The following is an 18,017-nucleotide window of genomic DNA, read 5'->3' on the forward strand; positions in this document are numbered from 1 at the left end:
TAATTCTGTCTAATTGTTACAAAATACACAATAATAGATTTTAAATCTACTAAAAAATTAAATATAGTTTTAAAAACTAATAAAACAACTTCATATTGACAAATTTACACTCAAACGGTATTTTTACTGAAAACAACAACCTATGAGCCACAAGAACAGCAACGACTTACAAGATTTACAATATTTCGGAGAATATGGCGGAGTAAACCCTTCTATATCCGATTCATCAACCTACACCTTTATATCGGCAAAAACCATGTTCGATACCTTTGAAGGAAATACCGAAGGTTGTTATTTGTACAGCAGACACTCCTCCCCTTCAAATTTATATTTAGGCGAGGCATTAGCAGCATTAGAAGGTACTGAAAGTGCCAATGTAACTGCTAGTGGTATGGGCGCCATTACAGCTGTAATTTTACAATTATGTAAAGCCGGTGATCATATTATTAGTAGTAGAACTATTTATGGAGGCACCTATGCCTTCATGAAAAACTTCTTAATCAAATTCGGAATTAAAACTACCTTTTTAGACATTACAGATCTTGATGCAGTAGCCGCGGCTATTACACCAAACACTAAAATGATATATTGCGAAAGTGTCAGCAATCCGCTTTTAGAGGTTGCCGATATCTCTGCACTTTCTCGCATTTCTAAGAAAAATGAATTACCATTAATAGTTGATAATACTTTTTCTCCTTTAACTGTTTCACCTGCAAAACTAGGAGCGGACATCGTTATTCATAGTCTTACAAAATTCATTAATGGAACCAGCGACTGTGTTGCCGGTGTTGTTTGTGGTACTACAGAATTCTGTCTTAGCCTTAAAGATGTAAATAACGGAGCTGGTATGCTTTTAGGAAGCACGCTAGACAGTATGCGTGCAGCTTCAATTCTAAAGAACATGCGTACGTTACACATTCGTATGAAAAAGCATAGTGAAAATGCACAATACTTAGCTGAGAATTTTGAAAAAGACGGATTACGTGTTGTTTACCCAGGACTCCCTTCTCACCCAGGACATTTAATTATGGAAGATCAAATGAATCCGGAATACGGATATGGCGGATTAATAACCATGGATGTAGGTACTCTTGAAAATGCAAATGCTTTAATGGAATTAATGCAAGAAAGAAAATTAGGCTATTTAGCAGTTAGCCTCGGATTTTACAAAACATTATTCAGCGCGCCCGGAAGCTCCACATCTTCAGAAATTCCGCTAGAGGAACAAGAAGAAATGGGACTTGGAAATGGTTTAATTCGATTTTCAATTGGCTTAGATGATGATATTCAAAGAACCTACACCTTAATGAAAAAATGCCTTGAAGACCTTAATATACTGGATGTCAAAAGCATAAAAGCATAATCTTTCAATTATACAATGTGTTTGCACAACCGTTGCAGAAATCGTAATATTACGTAGAAACCAAACTATCTTTTAATGTCAGACCAAAATACTAATGAACACAGGGAAAACGAGCATATCGTTGACAATAAAGAATTAAGCATATTTGCCGCCTTAATTCCCGTTATAGCCCTAGTTGCTATGTTAGCATATAACGTTTATGTATTTGGTGATGACGCTTTAAGTGGCTCAAATCAGTTCATACTTTTATTGGGCGGTGCAGTTGCTGCTATTGTTGGGTTTGCTAATAAAGTTTCATACAAACAAATGATCGCCGAAGTAGAAGAGAACATTCGATCTACCACTGGTGCATTATTAATATTACTTATGGTTGGTGCACTGGCAGGTACATGGCTTGTTAGTGGTATTATACCTGCAATGATCTATTACGGACTTCAAATTCTTAATCCCACTATATTTTTAGCGGCTTGTGTAATTATTTGCGCTGTAATTTCTGTTGCAACGGGTAGCAGCTGGACAACATCTGCCACCGTAGGTATTGCATTAATAGGTATCGGCGAAGCATTAGGTATTTCTTTAGGCATGACCGCTGGCGCCGTATTATCTGGCGCATATTTTGGTGATAAACTTTCTCCATTAAGTGATACTACAAATTTAGCACCGGCAATGGCAGGTGGCGAATTGTTTTCTCATATAAAATATATGCTATGGACTACAGTACCGACAATTTCTGTAACGCTAGTTGTATTTTTAATTATCGGTTTTAGCTTAGAAACTAGCGGAGACGCAGATGTAGATGCTATACTGGCGTCTATCGACTCTTCTTTTGATATTAACGGTTGGTTATTTTTGGTACCTGTAGCGGTTATATTTTTAATCGTTAAAAAGACTCCGCCATTAGTCGCCTTATTAATAGGTACGCTATTGGCTGCTTTATTTGCGTTAATTTTTCAACCTAACGTAGTTGCGGGTATCACGGGAGCTTCAGAATTAACTTTTCAGTCAGGATACCAAGGAATACTAAAAGCTATAACCGTTAATACAGATGTGCCAACCGACAATAAAGCGTTGAGCGATTTGTTTTCTTCAAAAGGAATGACAGGTATGCTAGGTACCATTTGGCTAATTATCTGCGCTATGTTTTTCGGGGGAATTATGGATGGTATTGGTGCACTGTCAAGAATTACCAAGTCCCTGCTTAAAATGGCAAAATCAACATTCGGTCTATTCTTTAGCACAGGTATAAGCTGTATCGTTTTAAACGGTACCGCATCTGACCAGTACTTGGCAATTGTAGTACCAGGAAAAATGTTCTCAAAAGCATTTAAAGATAGAGGGCTAGCACCCGAAAATTTAAGTAGAACCTTAGAAGATACAGGTACGGTAACATCAGTACTAATACCTTACAACACTTGCGGAGCTTACCATAGTGGCGTATTAGGTGTTGGTGTAGCTGAATACTTTGTGTATGCCATCTTCAATTGGTTGAGTCCGATTATGACTTTCATCTTCGCCGGATTCAATATTAAGATTAAAAAATTAGCCGCTAAATAATCAAAAAAATCCATTCTAAGTTATTAGCACTTCAGATAATATATTTCTGTCGATCTGGTAATTTTAAAAGCTAAAAATTACGTAATTCTTACCAAAACATAGCATTACCATTAGCTATTCAAAATAGTTATTGTTGCATTGAAAATACTAATTTAGAAAGTCTGTAAACGCCATATCTTGTCTTAATTTTGCTTTATAATTAATTATAAAACGAAAACATATTATGGCATTTGTAGGAAAAAAATTCCCAAATCTTAGTGTTAACGCAATGAACGACATGGGCGACACTTTTAAACTTAACGTATTAGAAGAAGCTCAAAAAAATAATAAAAAAGTGGTTCTTTTCTGGTACCCAAAAGATTTTACTTTTGTTTGCCCTACAGAATTACACGCTTTTCAGGCTGCTATTGGTGAATTCGAAAAAAGAAACACAATTGTAATCGGTGCTTCATGTGATACTCCAGAAGTACATTTTGCATGGTTAAGTACTGCAAAAGATAATGGTGGTATTGAAGGTGTTACTTACCCAATATTAGCAGACAGCAATAGAAACTTAGCTTCTACTTTAGGTATTTTAGATATTACCAATGAAAAGTATGACGAAGAAAATGATGTGGTAACTGTTGAAGGTGATAATGTAACTTACAGAGCAACATATATTATTGATGAAGAAGGTGTTGTACAACACGAAAGCATCAACAACATGCCTTTAGGTAGAAACGTAAACGAATACCTACGTATCGTAGATGCTTTAACGCATGTACAAGAAAAAGGTGAAGTATGCCCAGCAAACTGGGAAGAAGGTAAAGATGCAATGTCTGCAAACAGAGACGGTGTTGCTAGCTACCTTTCTACACATGCTAACTAAGTAAAACAGCTATGAACATGAAGTCACTGACTTCATGTTCTTTTTATTAATCTTTAAATAACTTTAATTATGTTATTAGAATTAGAACAAGATAATTTACAGGAAATCATAGATAACAATCCAAATGTTGTAGTTCAATATTCTGCAACATGGTGTGGTAACTGTAGAATCATGAAGCCGAAATTTAAAAAAGAAGCTTCACAAAATGAGGACATTACATTTGTTTTGGCAGATGCAGAAAAATTTCCTGAATCTAGAAAGCTAGCAGACGTAAGCAACTTACCAACCTTCGCTTCTTTCGAGAAAGGGAAAATTAAAAATCAGGTTCAGACTAACAAGTACGACCTATTAAAAGATTTGATCAGTGAGATTACCCATAATTAAATTACTGACAGAGTTCATTGAAGAAAAAGATAGCGATTTCGTTCTAGAGACTATTGAAACTTTAGAAGCTTTAACAGAGCTACCTTCATTAAAAGATGAAGAGCTTGATGTCATCGGCGAACTTATTTCTAATATGTACGGTGCCATTGAAGTTGCGAACAGCATAGAGCAAGGCACGCCAAAGAAAGATGCTATGAATCAGTTTATGCAGCGAGTTTTAGGCTCTATAGACAAATAATAGCTATTTAAAATATACAAAGTCCTTTCAATTATGAAAGGACTTTTTTTTATCATATTCCCGCTCATTTCAACTTTATATTTTATAATTTCACACTCTCAATTATAAAAAGATAAAAGTTATGGCTTCGGTTACACTAAAAGGAAACGAAATACACACATTAGGAACTTTACCTGCAAACGGCGGAAAAGCTCCAGAATTTCAATTAACTAAGAATGACTTATCTACCGTAAAACTTTCAGATTACGAAGGTTCTAGAGTAGTATTAAATATATTCCCAAGCGTTGATACAGGTACTTGCGCACAATCTGTACGTCAGTTTAATCAAGAAGCTGCTGAATTAGACAACACTATTGTACTTTGTATTTCTAAAGATTTACCATTTGCACAAGCAAGATTTTGTGGTGCTGAAGGAATCGAAAATGTTGAAATGCTTTCTGATTTTAAAGATGGCAATTTCGGAAAAGGTTATAACGTAGCATTCTCTGACGGACCATTAGCTCCATTACTTTCAAGAGCAGTTGTTGTAGTTGATGAAAAAGGTAATGTATTGTATACAGAGCAGGTAGCAGAAACTACAGAAGAGCCAAATTACAAAGCAGCTTTAGAGGCATTAATGAACTAAAAACAAAGGACACTCATGCCCAAAGAATCCTTTTTGGTAAATCGTATTAAAAGTGTTGGCTTTGCCCTTAAAGGCGCCTTCCTTTTAATACGAACCGAAGCAAGTATAAAAATTCAGGTCTTCATTGCTATCGTAATGACTGCCGCTGGTTTCTACTATGATATTTCGAGTACAGAATGGATACTTCAAATATTTGCAATTGCAATTGTTTTAGGAATTGAAGGCATGAATACCGCTGTTGAAAAAATTGCAGATTATATTCAACCCGAATTTGATGTCAAAATCGGATTTATTAAGGATATTTCTGCAGGTGCTGTAATGCTAGTTTCAATAGCTTCTGCCATTGTCGGACTCATCATCTACCTACCCAAGATTCTATAGGTTAGTTCTTAGTTTTCACGTAGCTCATCGTAAATTTGTAATTTAGCATCAGAATTAAGTTTTAATGGCAAAAAAGGCAACTAAATCAAAGCCAAAACCTACTAAAAAGCGAACACCGTTTAAATTATCCAAACAGAATAAAATCATTTTGGGTAGTTTATTGATGCTCTTTAGTATTGCATTGTTCTTTTCGTTTATTTCATTTTACTTTAACTGGCAAGATGACCAAAGTCTATTGTCTGAGTTTAAAGACCGAAATGAACTTGCAAAAAACTTACTGAACAAATTCGGAGCAAGCATTAGCCACTTTTTCATGTATAAGGGCTTTGGCGTAGCTTCACTAATTATTCCGTTTCTAATCTGTATTACTGGTATCTACCTCTTTTTAGGACTTCCTTTAAAAGCATTGTTCAAAAAATGGATTTGGGGTCTATTATTCATTATTTGGATTTCAATTGCCCTAGGTTTCTTTGCCACCACTAGCCCACTCTTAGGCGGATTGGTAGGTTTCGAAATGAATGATTTCTTACAAGATTACGCGGGTAAAATTGGTGTTCTACTATTATTGGTATTCGGACTCATATTTATTCTAGTACGATTATTTGAAGTTACCCCTGAAGGAATTTCATCTTTCTTTAATTCTAGAAAAGAAGCTATTTCTACAGAATTTAAAGCCAACCAAGAACGCAAGGCAACTAAAAAGAAAGAACAGAAAGAAAAAGAAGACATTCTAACTACCTCATTAGAAGAAGAAGCTCCGGTAATTCTAGACACTTATACCCATAAGGCAGAAATTCCTCATTTAGAAAAAGAGAAAAAAGCTAACGATTTTGAAGTAACTATACCAGAACCTGAGCCAGAAGAAACTTTGGCGATGGAGGTTGAGTCGGTTGTTGAAGAACCAGAAGAAATTGATATTCTTGCCAACAAACTTGTAGATGATTTTGGAGAGTTTGACCCTACCTTAGAGTTAGGGAACTACAAATTTCCAACTATTGACCTTTTGGATCAACACGGTGCTACTGGCGGTATTACTATTAATCAAGAAGAATTAGAGGAAAACAAGAATAAAATTGTTGAAACTCTAAAAAATTATAAAATCGGAATTGCCCAAATTAAGGCAACTATCGGTCCGACAGTAACGCTATACGAAATAGTACCAGAAGCAGGTGTAAGAATATCGAAGATTAAAAATCTTGAAGATGATATTGCACTATCATTAGCGGCATTGGGTATTCGTATCATTGCCCCTATTCCTGGCAAAGGAACTATTGGTATCGAAGTACCTAACAAAAATTCATCAATCGTATCAATGCGTTCGGTTATTGCCTCTAGCAAATTTCAAAAAGCAGAAATGGAATTACCAATCGCATTCGGTAAAACTATTAGCAACGAAACTTTTGTAGTAGATTTAGCAAAAATGCCTCACCTATTAATGGCAGGTGCTACCGGCCAAGGTAAATCGGTAGGTTTAAATGCAGTACTTACTTCGTTATTATACAAAAAGCATCCGGCAGAGGTAAAATTCATTTTGGTCGATCCAAAGAAAGTTGAACTTACGCTTTATAATAAAATAGAACGCCATTTCTTAGCTAAACTTCCAGATTCTGAAGAAGCTATTATCACAGATAACACAAAAGTAATTCACACCTTGAATTCACTTTGTATTGAAATGGATAATAGATATGAACTGTTGAAATTAGCAATGGTTCGTAACTTAAAAGAATACAACACTAAGTTTAAGGCTAGAAAACTGAATCCGAATGACGGACACAAATTCTTACCATACATTGTATTGGTAATTGATGAGTTTGCCGATTTGATCATGACAGCCGGTAAAGAGGTAGAAACGCCCGTAGCAAGACTTGCACAACTAGCGAGAGCAATTGGTATACATTTGATTATTGCGACGCAAAGACCATCTGTAAACGTTATTACAGGTATTATTAAAGCCAACTTCCCTGCGAGGTTAGCTTTTAGAGTAACTTCTAAGATTGATTCAAGAACTATATTAGATACCGCAGGTGCCGATCAATTAATTGGTAGAGGAGATATGTTATTTACACAAGGTAATGATGTCACCCGTATTCAATGTGCATTTGTCGATACCCCAGAGGTTGCAAAAATAGTGGAATTCATTGGTAGTCAACGTGCTTACCCAGATGCACACGAATTACCTGAGTACGTTGGTGAAGATTCTGGCACGAGTCTTGATAATAACGTGTCTGAAAGGGATGCAAAGTTTCGCGAAGCTGCTGAAGTTATCGTAATTGCTCAACAAGGTTCTGCTTCTTTAATTCAACGTAAATTGAAATTAGGCTACAACAGAGCCGGTAGAATTATTGATCAGTTAGAAGCCGCAGGCATTGTAGGTCCGTTTGAAGGTAGTAAAGCACGACAGGTTTATGTAGCCGATATGGTTGCCCTTCAGCAAATATTGGATAATGAATAATATTAAAAAGATGAAGAAAATTATTATTGTATTGACGATTATGTTTACCGCAACCTTTGCAAATGCACAAGGTTCAGATAAAGCAAAAGCATTATTGGATGAAGTTTATAACAAAGTACAGAGTTATGACAACATCTTTGTAGACTTCAAATTTGATTTAAAGAACGCAGATGCAGGTATTAACCAAGAAACAAGAGGCGACGTTACCCTTGCAGGCAATAAATACATGTTTAATTACTTAGGTTCTCAGCAAATTTTTGACGGTAACAAAGTGTACACTATCGTACCAGAGAATGAAGAAGTTACTATCGAAGACAAGTCTGATGATGAAAACGCGATGACCCCTTCCAAAATGTTGACTTTTTATAAAGAAGGACACAACTACGCTTGGGATATTCTACAAGATATTCAAGGAAGAAAAATACAATACGTAAAATTGACCCCTATCGATTCTGATACCGAAATAAAGTCAAGATTATTAGGTATAGATATGGGCACAAAGCACATTTACAACTTAATTGAAACAGGTAAGAACGGTACAAAAACAACGATCACTGTTAATTCTTTTAAAACAGATCAAACTTTGTCCAAAACCTTATTTACTTTTGATGAAGCTAAATATAAGGATGAAGGTTATTTCATTCTAAGAAATTAGAACTATTGAGAATACTAGACCGATATATCCTATCAAGGTTCGTTTTTAATTTTGTCAGTTCGTTTGTAATATTGATGTTCATCTTCATATTCCAAACGATTTGGCTTTTTATTGATGATCTGGCGGGCAAAGGTTTAGACATTGTCATTATCGGTAAGTTCTTGTTTTATTTAATGCCAGATCTTACTGAAAAAGTACTGCCACTTACCGTACTTTTATCTTCCATTTTAACCTTTGGTTCTATTGCAGAAAATTATGAATTCGCTGCAATGAAGGCATCAGGTATTTCTCTGCAACGTTCTATGTTGAGTTTAATCATATTCGTAACCATTTTAGGCGGAGTAACTTTTTTCTTTGCTAATAACGTTATTCCCCTATCACAAAGAAAAATATACAACCTACGTAGAAATATTGCCAAGGTAAAACCTGCAGCAGTAGTCTCTGAAGGCGTTTTCAGTGATTTTGAAGGAATGAATATTAAGGTGGATGAAAAATATGGTGATAATGATCGTTTTCTTAAAAACGTAATAATTCATAGAAAGTCTGCAAACAACTTGAACACTACTGTCATCAAATCTAAATCGGGAGAATTAATAAGTAGTGAAGACTCAGACGTTATACAATTGGTATTAACAGACGGTCATTATTATGAAGACATCACCTCGAAAAGTAATGATAGCAAAATGAAATTCCCTTTTGCTCAGGCAGATTTCGATACCTACACCATGAATATCGAAATTCCTGAAATTAATAATGATGATTTAGAAGAAGAACGCGATATCAGTACCGACAAAATGAAGAATATATCGCGACTTTCAAAAGATATCGATTCTTTACGTGGCGATAATTATCGTATTGTTCGTGCATTTTCTAAAAACATAGAAGGTAGAACAGGTATGTTTTCGCCTTTGGTTGCCAAAAACAATGACTCTACCAAAACAGATATGATCCGTAAAAAAGATTCTGTTTTAAATGCGAAAGCAAGTATCGCTATGAAAAATATAGCGCTGCAAGATTCCATAAACGATAATTTTCTTGTTCTTTTTCCAGATTGGCAACAAATACAGATATTAAGTAGTGCTAAAAATGCCACAACAAGTATTTTAGGCACCGTTAGCGGTAAAAAAGAAGAAATGCAGAAGAGATATAAAATCTACAACATGCACATTCTTTCGCTTCACAATAAATATGCATTAGCGTTCTCATGTATCATTCTATTTTTTGTAGGTGCTCCATTAGGTGCTATTATTAGAAAAGGAGGATTAGGTTTACCTATGGTAATTGCCATAGTACTATTCCTAATTTATTATTTTATAGGAGTTTTCGCAGGAAACTATGCTAAAGAAGGTAATATACACCCAATGTTAGGTGCATGGTTGGCAACGCTAATTATGCTGCCCCTTGGTGTTGTATTAACCAAAAGAGCAACAGAAGATAAAGGATTGATGGATTTCGGATTTATAGCCGATTTCTTCAAAAAAATATTTAAGAAAAAAGATAAAGCTGATTCTTAACCATGACAGATCTTAGTACAATACAATTGAATAGTATAGAAGAAGCGATTGAAGATATTCGCGCCGGTAAAGTAATTATCGTTGTTGATGATGAAAATCGTGAAAATGAAGGAGATTTTTTAGCAGCCGCTGAACTTGCTACACCTGAAACGGTCAATTTTATGGCCACTCACGGTAGAGGTCTTATATGTGCTCCCTTAACCGAAGGTCGCTGTAAAGATTTAGGTCTTCATATGATGGTAAGTACCAATACCGATCCATTAGAAACGGCATTTACCGTATCTGTAGATTTAAGAGGAAAAGGAGTTACCACTGGTATTTCTGCTGGTGATAGATCCAAAACTGTTATTGCATTAACCGAAAGTGATACAAAACCCCATGATTTAGCGAGACCAGGACATATATTCCCATTAGTAGCTAAAGAAGGTGGCGTATTAAGAAGAACAGGGCACACCGAAGCTGCTATTGATTTTGCGCGATTAGCAGGATTGCAACCAGCCGGAATCATTGTAGAGATCATGAATGAAGATGGCACCATGGCACGACTACCTCAATTGGTAGATGTAGCTAAAAGATTCGATCTTAAAATTGTCTCAATTGAGTCTCTTGTTGCCTACAGAATGGAACATGACAGCTTAATAGACAAAGAAGTAGATTTTGATATTACCACTCGTTTTGGCGAATTTAGATTACGAGCCTATAAACAAACTACAAACAATCATATTCATATTGCATTAACTAAAGGTTCTTGGTCTTCGGATGAAAAAATCTTAACTAGAATCAACTCTACCCTTATCAACAATGATATTTTAGGAACATTGACTCATAACCCAGACGAAAAGCTAGAGGATATGTTCAACAAGATTAATGAAGAAGGTAAAGGAGCAATTGTTTTCATTAATCAAGATTCAGAATCTCTTAATTTACTTTCTAGGTTAAAAGAATTGAAAGAATTGCAAAAACAAGGCGTTCACAAAGCACCTAAGATAGAAATGGATAATCGTGACTTCGGCATCGGAGCTCAGATACTACATGATTTAGGCATTCATAAAATGAAACTAATGACCAACAGCACCCAAGCGAAACGCGTAGGTATTGTCGGCTACGGATTAGAGATTTTAGAATACGTGAAGTATTAAGAGTTTAAATAAACTTTTCTAATACATCTTTCATTTTAGTTGCACGTTCAGCAACCTGTTCTTCTGTCCAACTTAATTTTACAAGACATGAGATGGTTCTGCCTATCCACGCATCAGATTTTGAGAAGTCCGATTTTGAATAGTCAGGTAATTGATTAACAACCTCTTGCGGCAATTTACCTAAAGATCTTTTATGGGTTAAATGCTCCCATTTTTTGTAGTAATGCCAATTATTATCAAACCAATAAAAACAGGCATCTACACCAGCTTCACCTAAAGCTGTATGTGCTTTTTTTGCTATTTCTATAGTTGGCAAAAAGAAAGAGATAAACGAATAATTCTCTACTCCCCCTTCTGGCACTTTTCTAAACGTTATATTAGAAAGTGGTGATAATGCATTTCTTAAAACGGTGTAATTTTTCTTTTGAATAGACAAGAAATCATCTAGTCGCTCAATTTGCGCACAACCTACAGCTGCATGCAATTCTGATATTCTATAATTATATCCTAAAAACGGATGTGTCTCCGTTCCGCGATTGCTACCCACATGATCATGACCGTGATCGGAGTAATGATCTGCATTTATTTTATATTGTTCGTTGTTGGTTATAATTGCTCCGCCTTCGCCACAGGTTATGGTTTTTACATAATCAAAAGAGAAACAGCCTAAATCACCATAACTACCCAAAGGCTTACCGTCATAACTACCTCCTATTGCCTGACAGGCATCTTCTAACAGCAATAAATGGTGTTTATCACAAATAGCCTTCAATGCAACCAAATCTGCCATAGAACCACACATATGAACCGGCATGACTACTTTGGTCTTATCGGTAATAGCGCTTTCTACAGCCGCCGGATCTAAAGTCAGCGTATCATCTACATCTACCAAGATAGGAATTGCACCAATAGCCAAAATAGATTCAAAACTTGCTACAAATGTAAATGTTGGCATTATCACCTCGTCACCAGCCCCAACACCTGCACTTGCTAGCGCAACTGTTAACGCGGCAGTACCACTACTTACCAATTGTGCATACTTAGATTCCATGCGCTTAGATAAAGCCTCCTCAAGTTCTAATGCCTTCCAATGGTTATTTCGCATTCCGTCAAAGCCGTAACGCATTAATACGCCTGAATCTAGAACATCTTGAACTTGACTTTTCTCACTCTCTCCAAACAACTCGAAACCTGGCATGCTATCTTATTTTATATTGTACTACAAATCTTGTTTAAATTATTGGTAAAACCAACAACAAAACCTACAAATATCAACAAAGGATAAGCATACCATTCTTCCATACAAAACGATGAAAGTTCAATCAAAATAGCAACAAAAGCTATTAAAGATCAACTACTCATAAATCTACTTAAAACCCTGATAACCAAAAGATTTCATCTGATCATATGCACCAGAAACTGTTTTTACAGGTAGTTTACAGGTATTATTCCGACATACATAAACAAAGGTTTCATCTTCACTAAAACGATCTTTAAAAAGAGAAATATCACTTTCAACAGTAGAGCCTACGATAATCGAATTAACAATGTATGTGCTGTTTATTTCTGACAACATACCTTTCGCATCTTTACCGACAACGACTATTTCATAAAAAGGATATACTTGTTGCAAAAGCAAAGATCCCCAAGCGCCATAGCTTACAGCTTGACTTTCAAAATCTTCTGTAATTAAAGACCCCATTACCGCTGCCTTTTTTAAATAATCGGTATTGTATTCTAAATGACCAATTCGTAAAAAATTCTGTGCCATAATAGCATTTGCAGAAGGTACCACCCCATCAGAAGTATTAATGATACTTGGCACCAAATCACTAGATATATTATAATAGAACAACTCAGAATTACTCTTATATTTTTCTGAGCTTATATTCATTAACTCTTTTGAAGTCTGTAGATATGAGACGTCTAAAGTGACTTCGTACAAGGCAAAGGCACTTTTGGCTAGAAAAGCATAATCTTCTAAGAACACCTCTTTCTGCTTACTATCTTTTGTATAAGAATGCACCAATTGTGTGTCTTTAAAATTGTACTCATTTAAATAGTTAAAAACCGACACTGCCTCGGTTAAATATTTTTCATCACCAAAAGCCTTGTACGCTTCTAAAAGTCCGTCAATTAAAAGAGCGTTCCAAGATGTCAAAATCTTAAAATCTTTGGTAGGCTTTTCTCTTTTTTGTCGCGCTTGATACAAGGTCGATTTCCAATTCTCCTTTTTCTTATCAAAAGCTTCTTCGCTTATTTCAAAAGCCTTTAAAATTTCACCTTTAGAAGTGGTATTGTTCAATACAAAGTTTCCATCTTCCCAAACCTGACTATCCTCAATATTGAAGTACTTGGAGAATAATTCAAAATCATCACCTATTAACGACTGTAGCTCTTCCTTCTTCCAAACATAATAAACTCCTTCCTCCCCATTGGTATCAGCATCCATAGCACTAAAATAACCTCCATCTTCATTTCGCATTTCAGTCTTCAAAAATTTGAGAGTTTCCGCTACCTTGGTTTTGTACTCCTTATTTTCAGTCAACTTATAGGCTTTTGATAGTAAATACACGAGTTGTGCATTATCATACAGCATCTTTTCAAAATGCGGTACCTTCCAAGTATTATCAGTGCTATATCTAAAAAATCCACCATCTACGTGATCATAGATTCCGCCATGTATCACCTTATCTAACGTATTAATAACATGATTTTCAGCTTCGCTATTTTGTTGCAGCACGGCATAATCTAATAACATGGTCAAATTAGCAGGTAGTATAAATTTCTGCTGCCCGAGATTACCACCCCATTGTTTGTCCCAAACAGTAGCCCACTCCGTAATACCGTTCACAAACTTATCTGGTGTAATGGCATTCGCCGATTGTTTTGCTGGCTGCTCATAAACCTCTTGCACACCATCTGCCAACATGGTGGCATACTCCGTCATTTTCTCAGGGTTCTTTTCATATTCAGAACTGAATTTGATTAGAATATTCTTCCATTCTTCTTTCTCAAAATATGTACCCAAAAATACCGGACTCCCATTAGGCATAATAATAGCGTTCATAGGCCAACCACCCGTTCCGTTTACTAATTGCAAGGCAGTTTGGTAGACCATATCAAGATCTGGTCGTTCTTCGCGGTCTACCTTAATACTAACAAACTTATCGTTCATAAGTTTAGCCACTTCGGTATCTTCAAAAGATTCCTCTTCCATAACATGGCACCAGTGACAGGTAGAATACCCCACACTTAAAATCACTAGTTTATTTTCTTCGGATGCTTTTTTAAAAACATCGTCTGACCAAGCGTTCCAATCTACAGGGTTATGTGCATGTTGTAATAAATACGGACTGGTTTCATGTATAAGATCATTGGTGAATTCATGATTGTCAATTGCTGCATCATCACTTATATTCTTATTTTGGTTTTTACAAGAACTTAAAATCAGCACACCAATAAGAACAAAAAAAACGCTTTTAATCTTCATAATTCTCTAATAATAGATTCAAAGATATATTTAATTTATCTATCACAAACTTCTAAAAATTCGATCAGAATTATATAGAATAATTCTACCCGAAATTGCGAAATAAACAGTAATCAAAAACAATATCAAGAAATACTCAAATCTCATAGGTTAAAAATGAAGTTATCATAAATATATCAACCATAAATTGCAGTATTACTAGCATACACAATGTATTTGCATCATAATTACTAGTGTTCGCTTCATTTGTCTTATTACTCAATCTTACCTACTTCTATATTTGTTATGTTAAAATCTGTTAAAAAGGTTTGCAACAAATAACAACTTAAAACTTAATTAATTATGACTAAACTCAAAATGACATTCATTGCATTAATTGTAATGTTAGGGCAATTTGCCTATTCACAAACATCGACCGTAACCGGTGTTGTTTCTGATGATACCGGAGCACCTCTTCCAGGAGCTTCAGTGGTAGTATCGGGTACGACAAATGGTTCACAAACCGATTTTGATGGAAATTTTTCACTATCAAATGTTCCATCAGATGGTACCTTAACTATTAGTTACATAGGTTACGAAACCCAAAAGGTTCAAGTAAATGGTCAATCATCAATTAATATAGCTATGGAAATAGATGCCCAGGCTTTGGACGAGGTTGTGGTTGTTGGCTATGGTGCTCAAAGCAGAGCTGCAGTAACCGGTGCAATATCTAGCGTAAAGTCTGAAGATCTTAACGCCGTACCTGTAGCTAATGCAACAGAAGCTTTACAAGGTAGAGCTGCTGGTGTATCAGTAGTGAATACCGGCGCACCCGGTACAGAACCTTCTATTACCATTAGAGGTCTTGGTACATTTGGTAACAACTCACCATTATTTGTTGTTGACGGGGTTATCGTTGGTAATCTTTCCGGTATCAACCAAAACGATATTGAAACCATAAACGTATTAAAAGATGCATCTACCACTGCTGTGTACGGTGCACAAGGATCTAACGGGGTTATTCTTGTCACTACTAAGAAAGGAAAAAGCGGTAAAACTCAATTATCGTTTAATGCACATACTGGTTTTCAACAAAATACACAGCGGTATGATGTGTTAAATACCGAGCAATACTTGCAATATGCTAATGAAGCTTTTGGTATTGTACCGAACACACCATCTTCTACATCTGGTGTAAACACGAACTGGCAAGATGAAATTTATACTTCAGGACTTATAAGAAGTTACGATATGGCTGCTTCTGGCGGTAACGATACTAGCAACTTTAGAATATCTGGCGGATATTTTGAAAGAGAAGGTATTATTATTGAAACAGGGTTTCAGAGATATTCTTTCAGAGCAAATAGCGATTTTACTTTTGGTAAATTAAAATTGGGACAGAACTTATCAGTCAACTTTAACAAACAGAATTCTGATAGAGTAGAATTTGGTCAACGTTCCCTTTTAGAGCACGCTATTAAAGCAGCACCGTACTTATCAGTATACAACCCCAACAACCTAGGTGGGTTCCAGGGTCCTAACAGTGCTGGTGATGGACAAGATGCCGAAAACCCTGTTAGAATATTGAAACATGGTGATGCCGTTAATAATACTTTCGCATTAGTTGGCAACATCTTTGCCGAATACGATATTATAGAGGGTCTAAAATTTAAATCACAAGTAGGTTTAGACTATTTCAAAGGTACTAGTAATAATTTTGTACCATCTTATAATGATGATAGCTTAGGTGGCACCCACCAACAAGCTTTTGCTTCAATTACCAAGAACGCTTCTGATGGCCAAACAATAATTTTCACTAATAGTCTAACTTATAACAAAACTATAGCTGATGTTCATAATTTTGAAGCATTGTTATTAGCTGAAAAATTTGAGAGCAAGGGTACTAGCTTAAATGCAAATAGTAGAAATACAGTATCTGATAATATAAATGAGTTATCTAATGAAGATTCAAGTTTACAAAGTACTTCTTTCGAATATAACAGGTTAGGCTTCTTAGGAAGACTAAACTATAACTATGATGACAAATACATAGCTGCGGTATCGTTAAGACGTGATGCTTCTTCGAAATTCGGTGCTAACAATCGTTGGGGATGGTTCTCTTCTTATGCATTAGGCTGGAACATTGCAAAAGAAAATTTCTTAGTTGACTCTAACGTTAGTACTCTAAAATTGAGAGGTAGTTTAGGTTATTCCGGTAATGACAGAATCGCCAATTATCTATATAGTGCAACATTGGTAAATGATTTCCTATATCCAATTGCTGGATCTAATGCTGTAGGTACTACTGCATTTGGATTGGCTAATCCAGATTTAAAATGGGAGGAAACTAAACAATTGAACGTAGGTATTGATTTAGGTTTCGACAACGACAAATTTACGGCCGCTCTTGAATACTACGAAAACCAAAGTGATGATTTATTAATTAGTGTTCCCACTTCTACTTCTTTAGGTATTAATGAAGGTAGCCAAGTAAGAAACGTAGGTTCAGTGGAAACTACAGGTTTTGAATTAAGTTTGGGATACAATGATTTTGAAGGTGATTTTAAGTGGTCTGCTAATTTAAACTTATCTACCAGCTCAAACGAAGCTAAATCATTAGGAGGTGTTGATGAATTAGTTGGTGGTAATTTTGAAAACCAAAATATTACTAGAGTTACTGAAGGTGAGTCATTATTCCACTTTTTTGGTTTAGTAACTGATGGTATTTATCAAAACCAAGCAGAAGTAGACGCTGTTTTTACAGCGAATCCTGATCAAACCACAGTACAACCTGGTGATATTAGATTTAAGGATTTAAACAATGATGGTGATATTACTTCTGAAGATAGAGCAATTATTGGAAATCCACTTCCAGACTTAACATATGGTTTAAACTTAAGTGCAGATTACAAGAACTGGGATTTTAATATGTTCTTGACAGGTGTCTATGGTAGAGATCTTTACAATACCAATATTTATGATTTAGAAGGTATGCCTAGATTATTCAACGCGGGTATAGCCGTATTGGATAGATGGACACCAACTAATCCATCTACTACCATACCTAGAGCAGGTGGAGCTCCACAAAACATTCAATTGTCCGATCGTTTTGTTGAAGATGGTTCATTCTCTAGACTTAAAAACTTGACTATAGGGTACACCATACCTAGTGACGCTTTTGGTCAAGAATTATTTTCTAAGTTTAGAATTTACGTAAGTGGTCAGAACTTGATTACCGTTACAGATTACTCTGGTTTAGATCCTGAAGTAGGTAGTGGTGATTTATTTGAGTTTGGTATCGATAGAGGTGCCTACCCACAGCCTAAAACCTATTTAATGGGATTACAAGTATCATTTTAATTGCTAAAAAGA

General features: G+C 35.6%; 14 protein-coding genes. 12 read left to right on the forward strand and 2 right to left on the reverse strand.

Annotated elements, in window-relative coordinates:
• Positions 1 to 142: 142 nt before the first annotated feature.
• The 11 genes from ACJJVT_RS07775 (at position 143) to ribB (ending at position 11,173) form a co-directional block, all read left to right on the forward strand.
• Positions 143 to 1,363 (forward strand): aminotransferase class I/II-fold pyridoxal phosphate-dependent enzyme, encoded by a 1,221-nt coding sequence (locus ACJJVT_RS07775; protein WP_405397711.1) that lies wholly within the window; start codon positions 143 to 145, stop codon positions 1,361 to 1,363.
• A gap of 75 nt (positions 1,364 to 1,438) precedes the next feature.
• Positions 1,439 to 2,917, forward strand: a complete 1,479-nt coding sequence (gene nhaC, locus ACJJVT_RS07780) for a Na+/H+ antiporter NhaC (RefSeq protein ID WP_405397713.1) — start codon at positions 1,439 to 1,441, stop codon at positions 2,915 to 2,917.
• 223 nt (positions 2,918 to 3,140) lie between these two features.
• Entirely contained in the window at positions 3,141 to 3,785 is a 645-nt protein-coding gene (locus ACJJVT_RS07785) for a peroxiredoxin (protein ID WP_405397714.1), read from the forward strand.
• Between the two features lie 69 nt (positions 3,786 to 3,854).
• Entirely contained in the window at positions 3,855 to 4,169 is a 315-nt protein-coding gene (locus tag ACJJVT_RS07790) for a thioredoxin family protein (protein ID WP_036153842.1), read from the forward strand.
• The gene (locus tag ACJJVT_RS07795) at positions 4,150 to 4,407 is read left to right on the forward strand and encodes a DUF6952 family protein (protein ID WP_027066683.1); all 258 of its coding nucleotides are present in this window, start codon (positions 4,150 to 4,152) and stop codon (positions 4,405 to 4,407) included. Before ACJJVT_RS07790 ends, ACJJVT_RS07795 begins: the two co-directional genes overlap by 20 nt.
• A 121-nt stretch (positions 4,408 to 4,528) precedes the next feature.
• Positions 4,529 to 5,032: a thiol peroxidase gene (tpx, locus tag ACJJVT_RS07800; RefSeq protein WP_133673810.1), complete on the forward strand. Its 504-nt coding sequence runs from the start codon at positions 4,529 to 4,531 to the stop codon at positions 5,030 to 5,032.
• A 15-nt stretch (positions 5,033 to 5,047) separates the two neighbouring features.
• A complete protein-coding gene (locus ACJJVT_RS07805) occupies positions 5,048 to 5,413 on the forward strand; it encodes a diacylglycerol kinase (protein ID WP_299325493.1) in 366 nt (121 codons plus the stop codon).
• A gap of 64 nt (positions 5,414 to 5,477) precedes the next feature.
• On the forward strand, positions 5,478 to 7,865 hold the full coding sequence (locus ACJJVT_RS07810; protein WP_405397716.1) for a DNA translocase FtsK 4TM domain-containing protein: 2,388 nt from the start codon (positions 5,478 to 5,480) through the stop codon (positions 7,863 to 7,865).
• A 10-nt stretch (positions 7,866 to 7,875) separates the two neighbouring features.
• Positions 7,876 to 8,520 carry a LolA family protein gene (locus ACJJVT_RS07815; RefSeq protein WP_405397718.1) on the forward strand — a complete coding sequence of 215 codons (645 nt, stop codon included), beginning with the start codon at positions 7,876 to 7,878 and terminating at the stop codon, positions 8,518 to 8,520.
• Positions 8,521 to 8,594: 74 nt separating this feature from the next.
• On the forward strand, positions 8,595 to 10,034 hold the full coding sequence (locus tag ACJJVT_RS07820; protein ID WP_405397720.1) for an LptF/LptG family permease: 1,440 nt from the start codon (positions 8,595 to 8,597) through the stop codon (positions 10,032 to 10,034).
• Positions 10,035 to 10,036: 2 nt separating this feature from the next.
• Complete coding sequence (gene ribB / locus ACJJVT_RS07825; protein ID WP_405397722.1) at positions 10,037 to 11,173, forward strand: 3,4-dihydroxy-2-butanone-4-phosphate synthase; 1,137 nt, start codon at positions 10,037 to 10,039, stop codon at positions 11,171 to 11,173.
• Positions 11,174 to 11,177: 4 nt separating this feature from the next.
• On the opposite strand, the gene ACJJVT_RS07830 is transcribed toward ribB, so the two are convergent.
• Positions 11,178 to 12,371, reverse strand: a complete 1,194-nt coding sequence (locus tag ACJJVT_RS07830) for a DegT/DnrJ/EryC1/StrS family aminotransferase (protein WP_405397724.1) — start codon at positions 12,369 to 12,371, stop codon at positions 11,178 to 11,180.
• A gap of 168 nt (positions 12,372 to 12,539) precedes the next feature.
• Positions 12,540 to 14,666 carry a thioredoxin domain-containing protein gene (locus ACJJVT_RS07835; protein WP_405397725.1) on the reverse strand — a complete coding sequence of 709 codons (2,127 nt, stop codon included), beginning with the start codon at positions 14,664 to 14,666 and terminating at the stop codon, positions 12,540 to 12,542.
• Positions 14,667 to 15,008: 342 nt separating this feature from the next.
• Between ACJJVT_RS07835 and ACJJVT_RS07840 the strand changes: the two genes are divergently transcribed.
• Positions 15,009 to 18,005, forward strand: coding sequence for a SusC/RagA family TonB-linked outer membrane protein (locus ACJJVT_RS07840; RefSeq protein ID WP_405397728.1), 2,997 nt, complete (start codon positions 15,009 to 15,011; stop codon positions 18,003 to 18,005).
• The last annotated feature ends 12 nt before the right edge of the window (positions 18,006 to 18,017 follow it).

The organism is Maribacter sp. Asnod2-G09 (genome assembly GCF_045063795.1).
In the GTDB taxonomy this organism is placed as follows: domain Bacteria; phylum Bacteroidota; class Bacteroidia; order Flavobacteriales; family Flavobacteriaceae; genus Maribacter.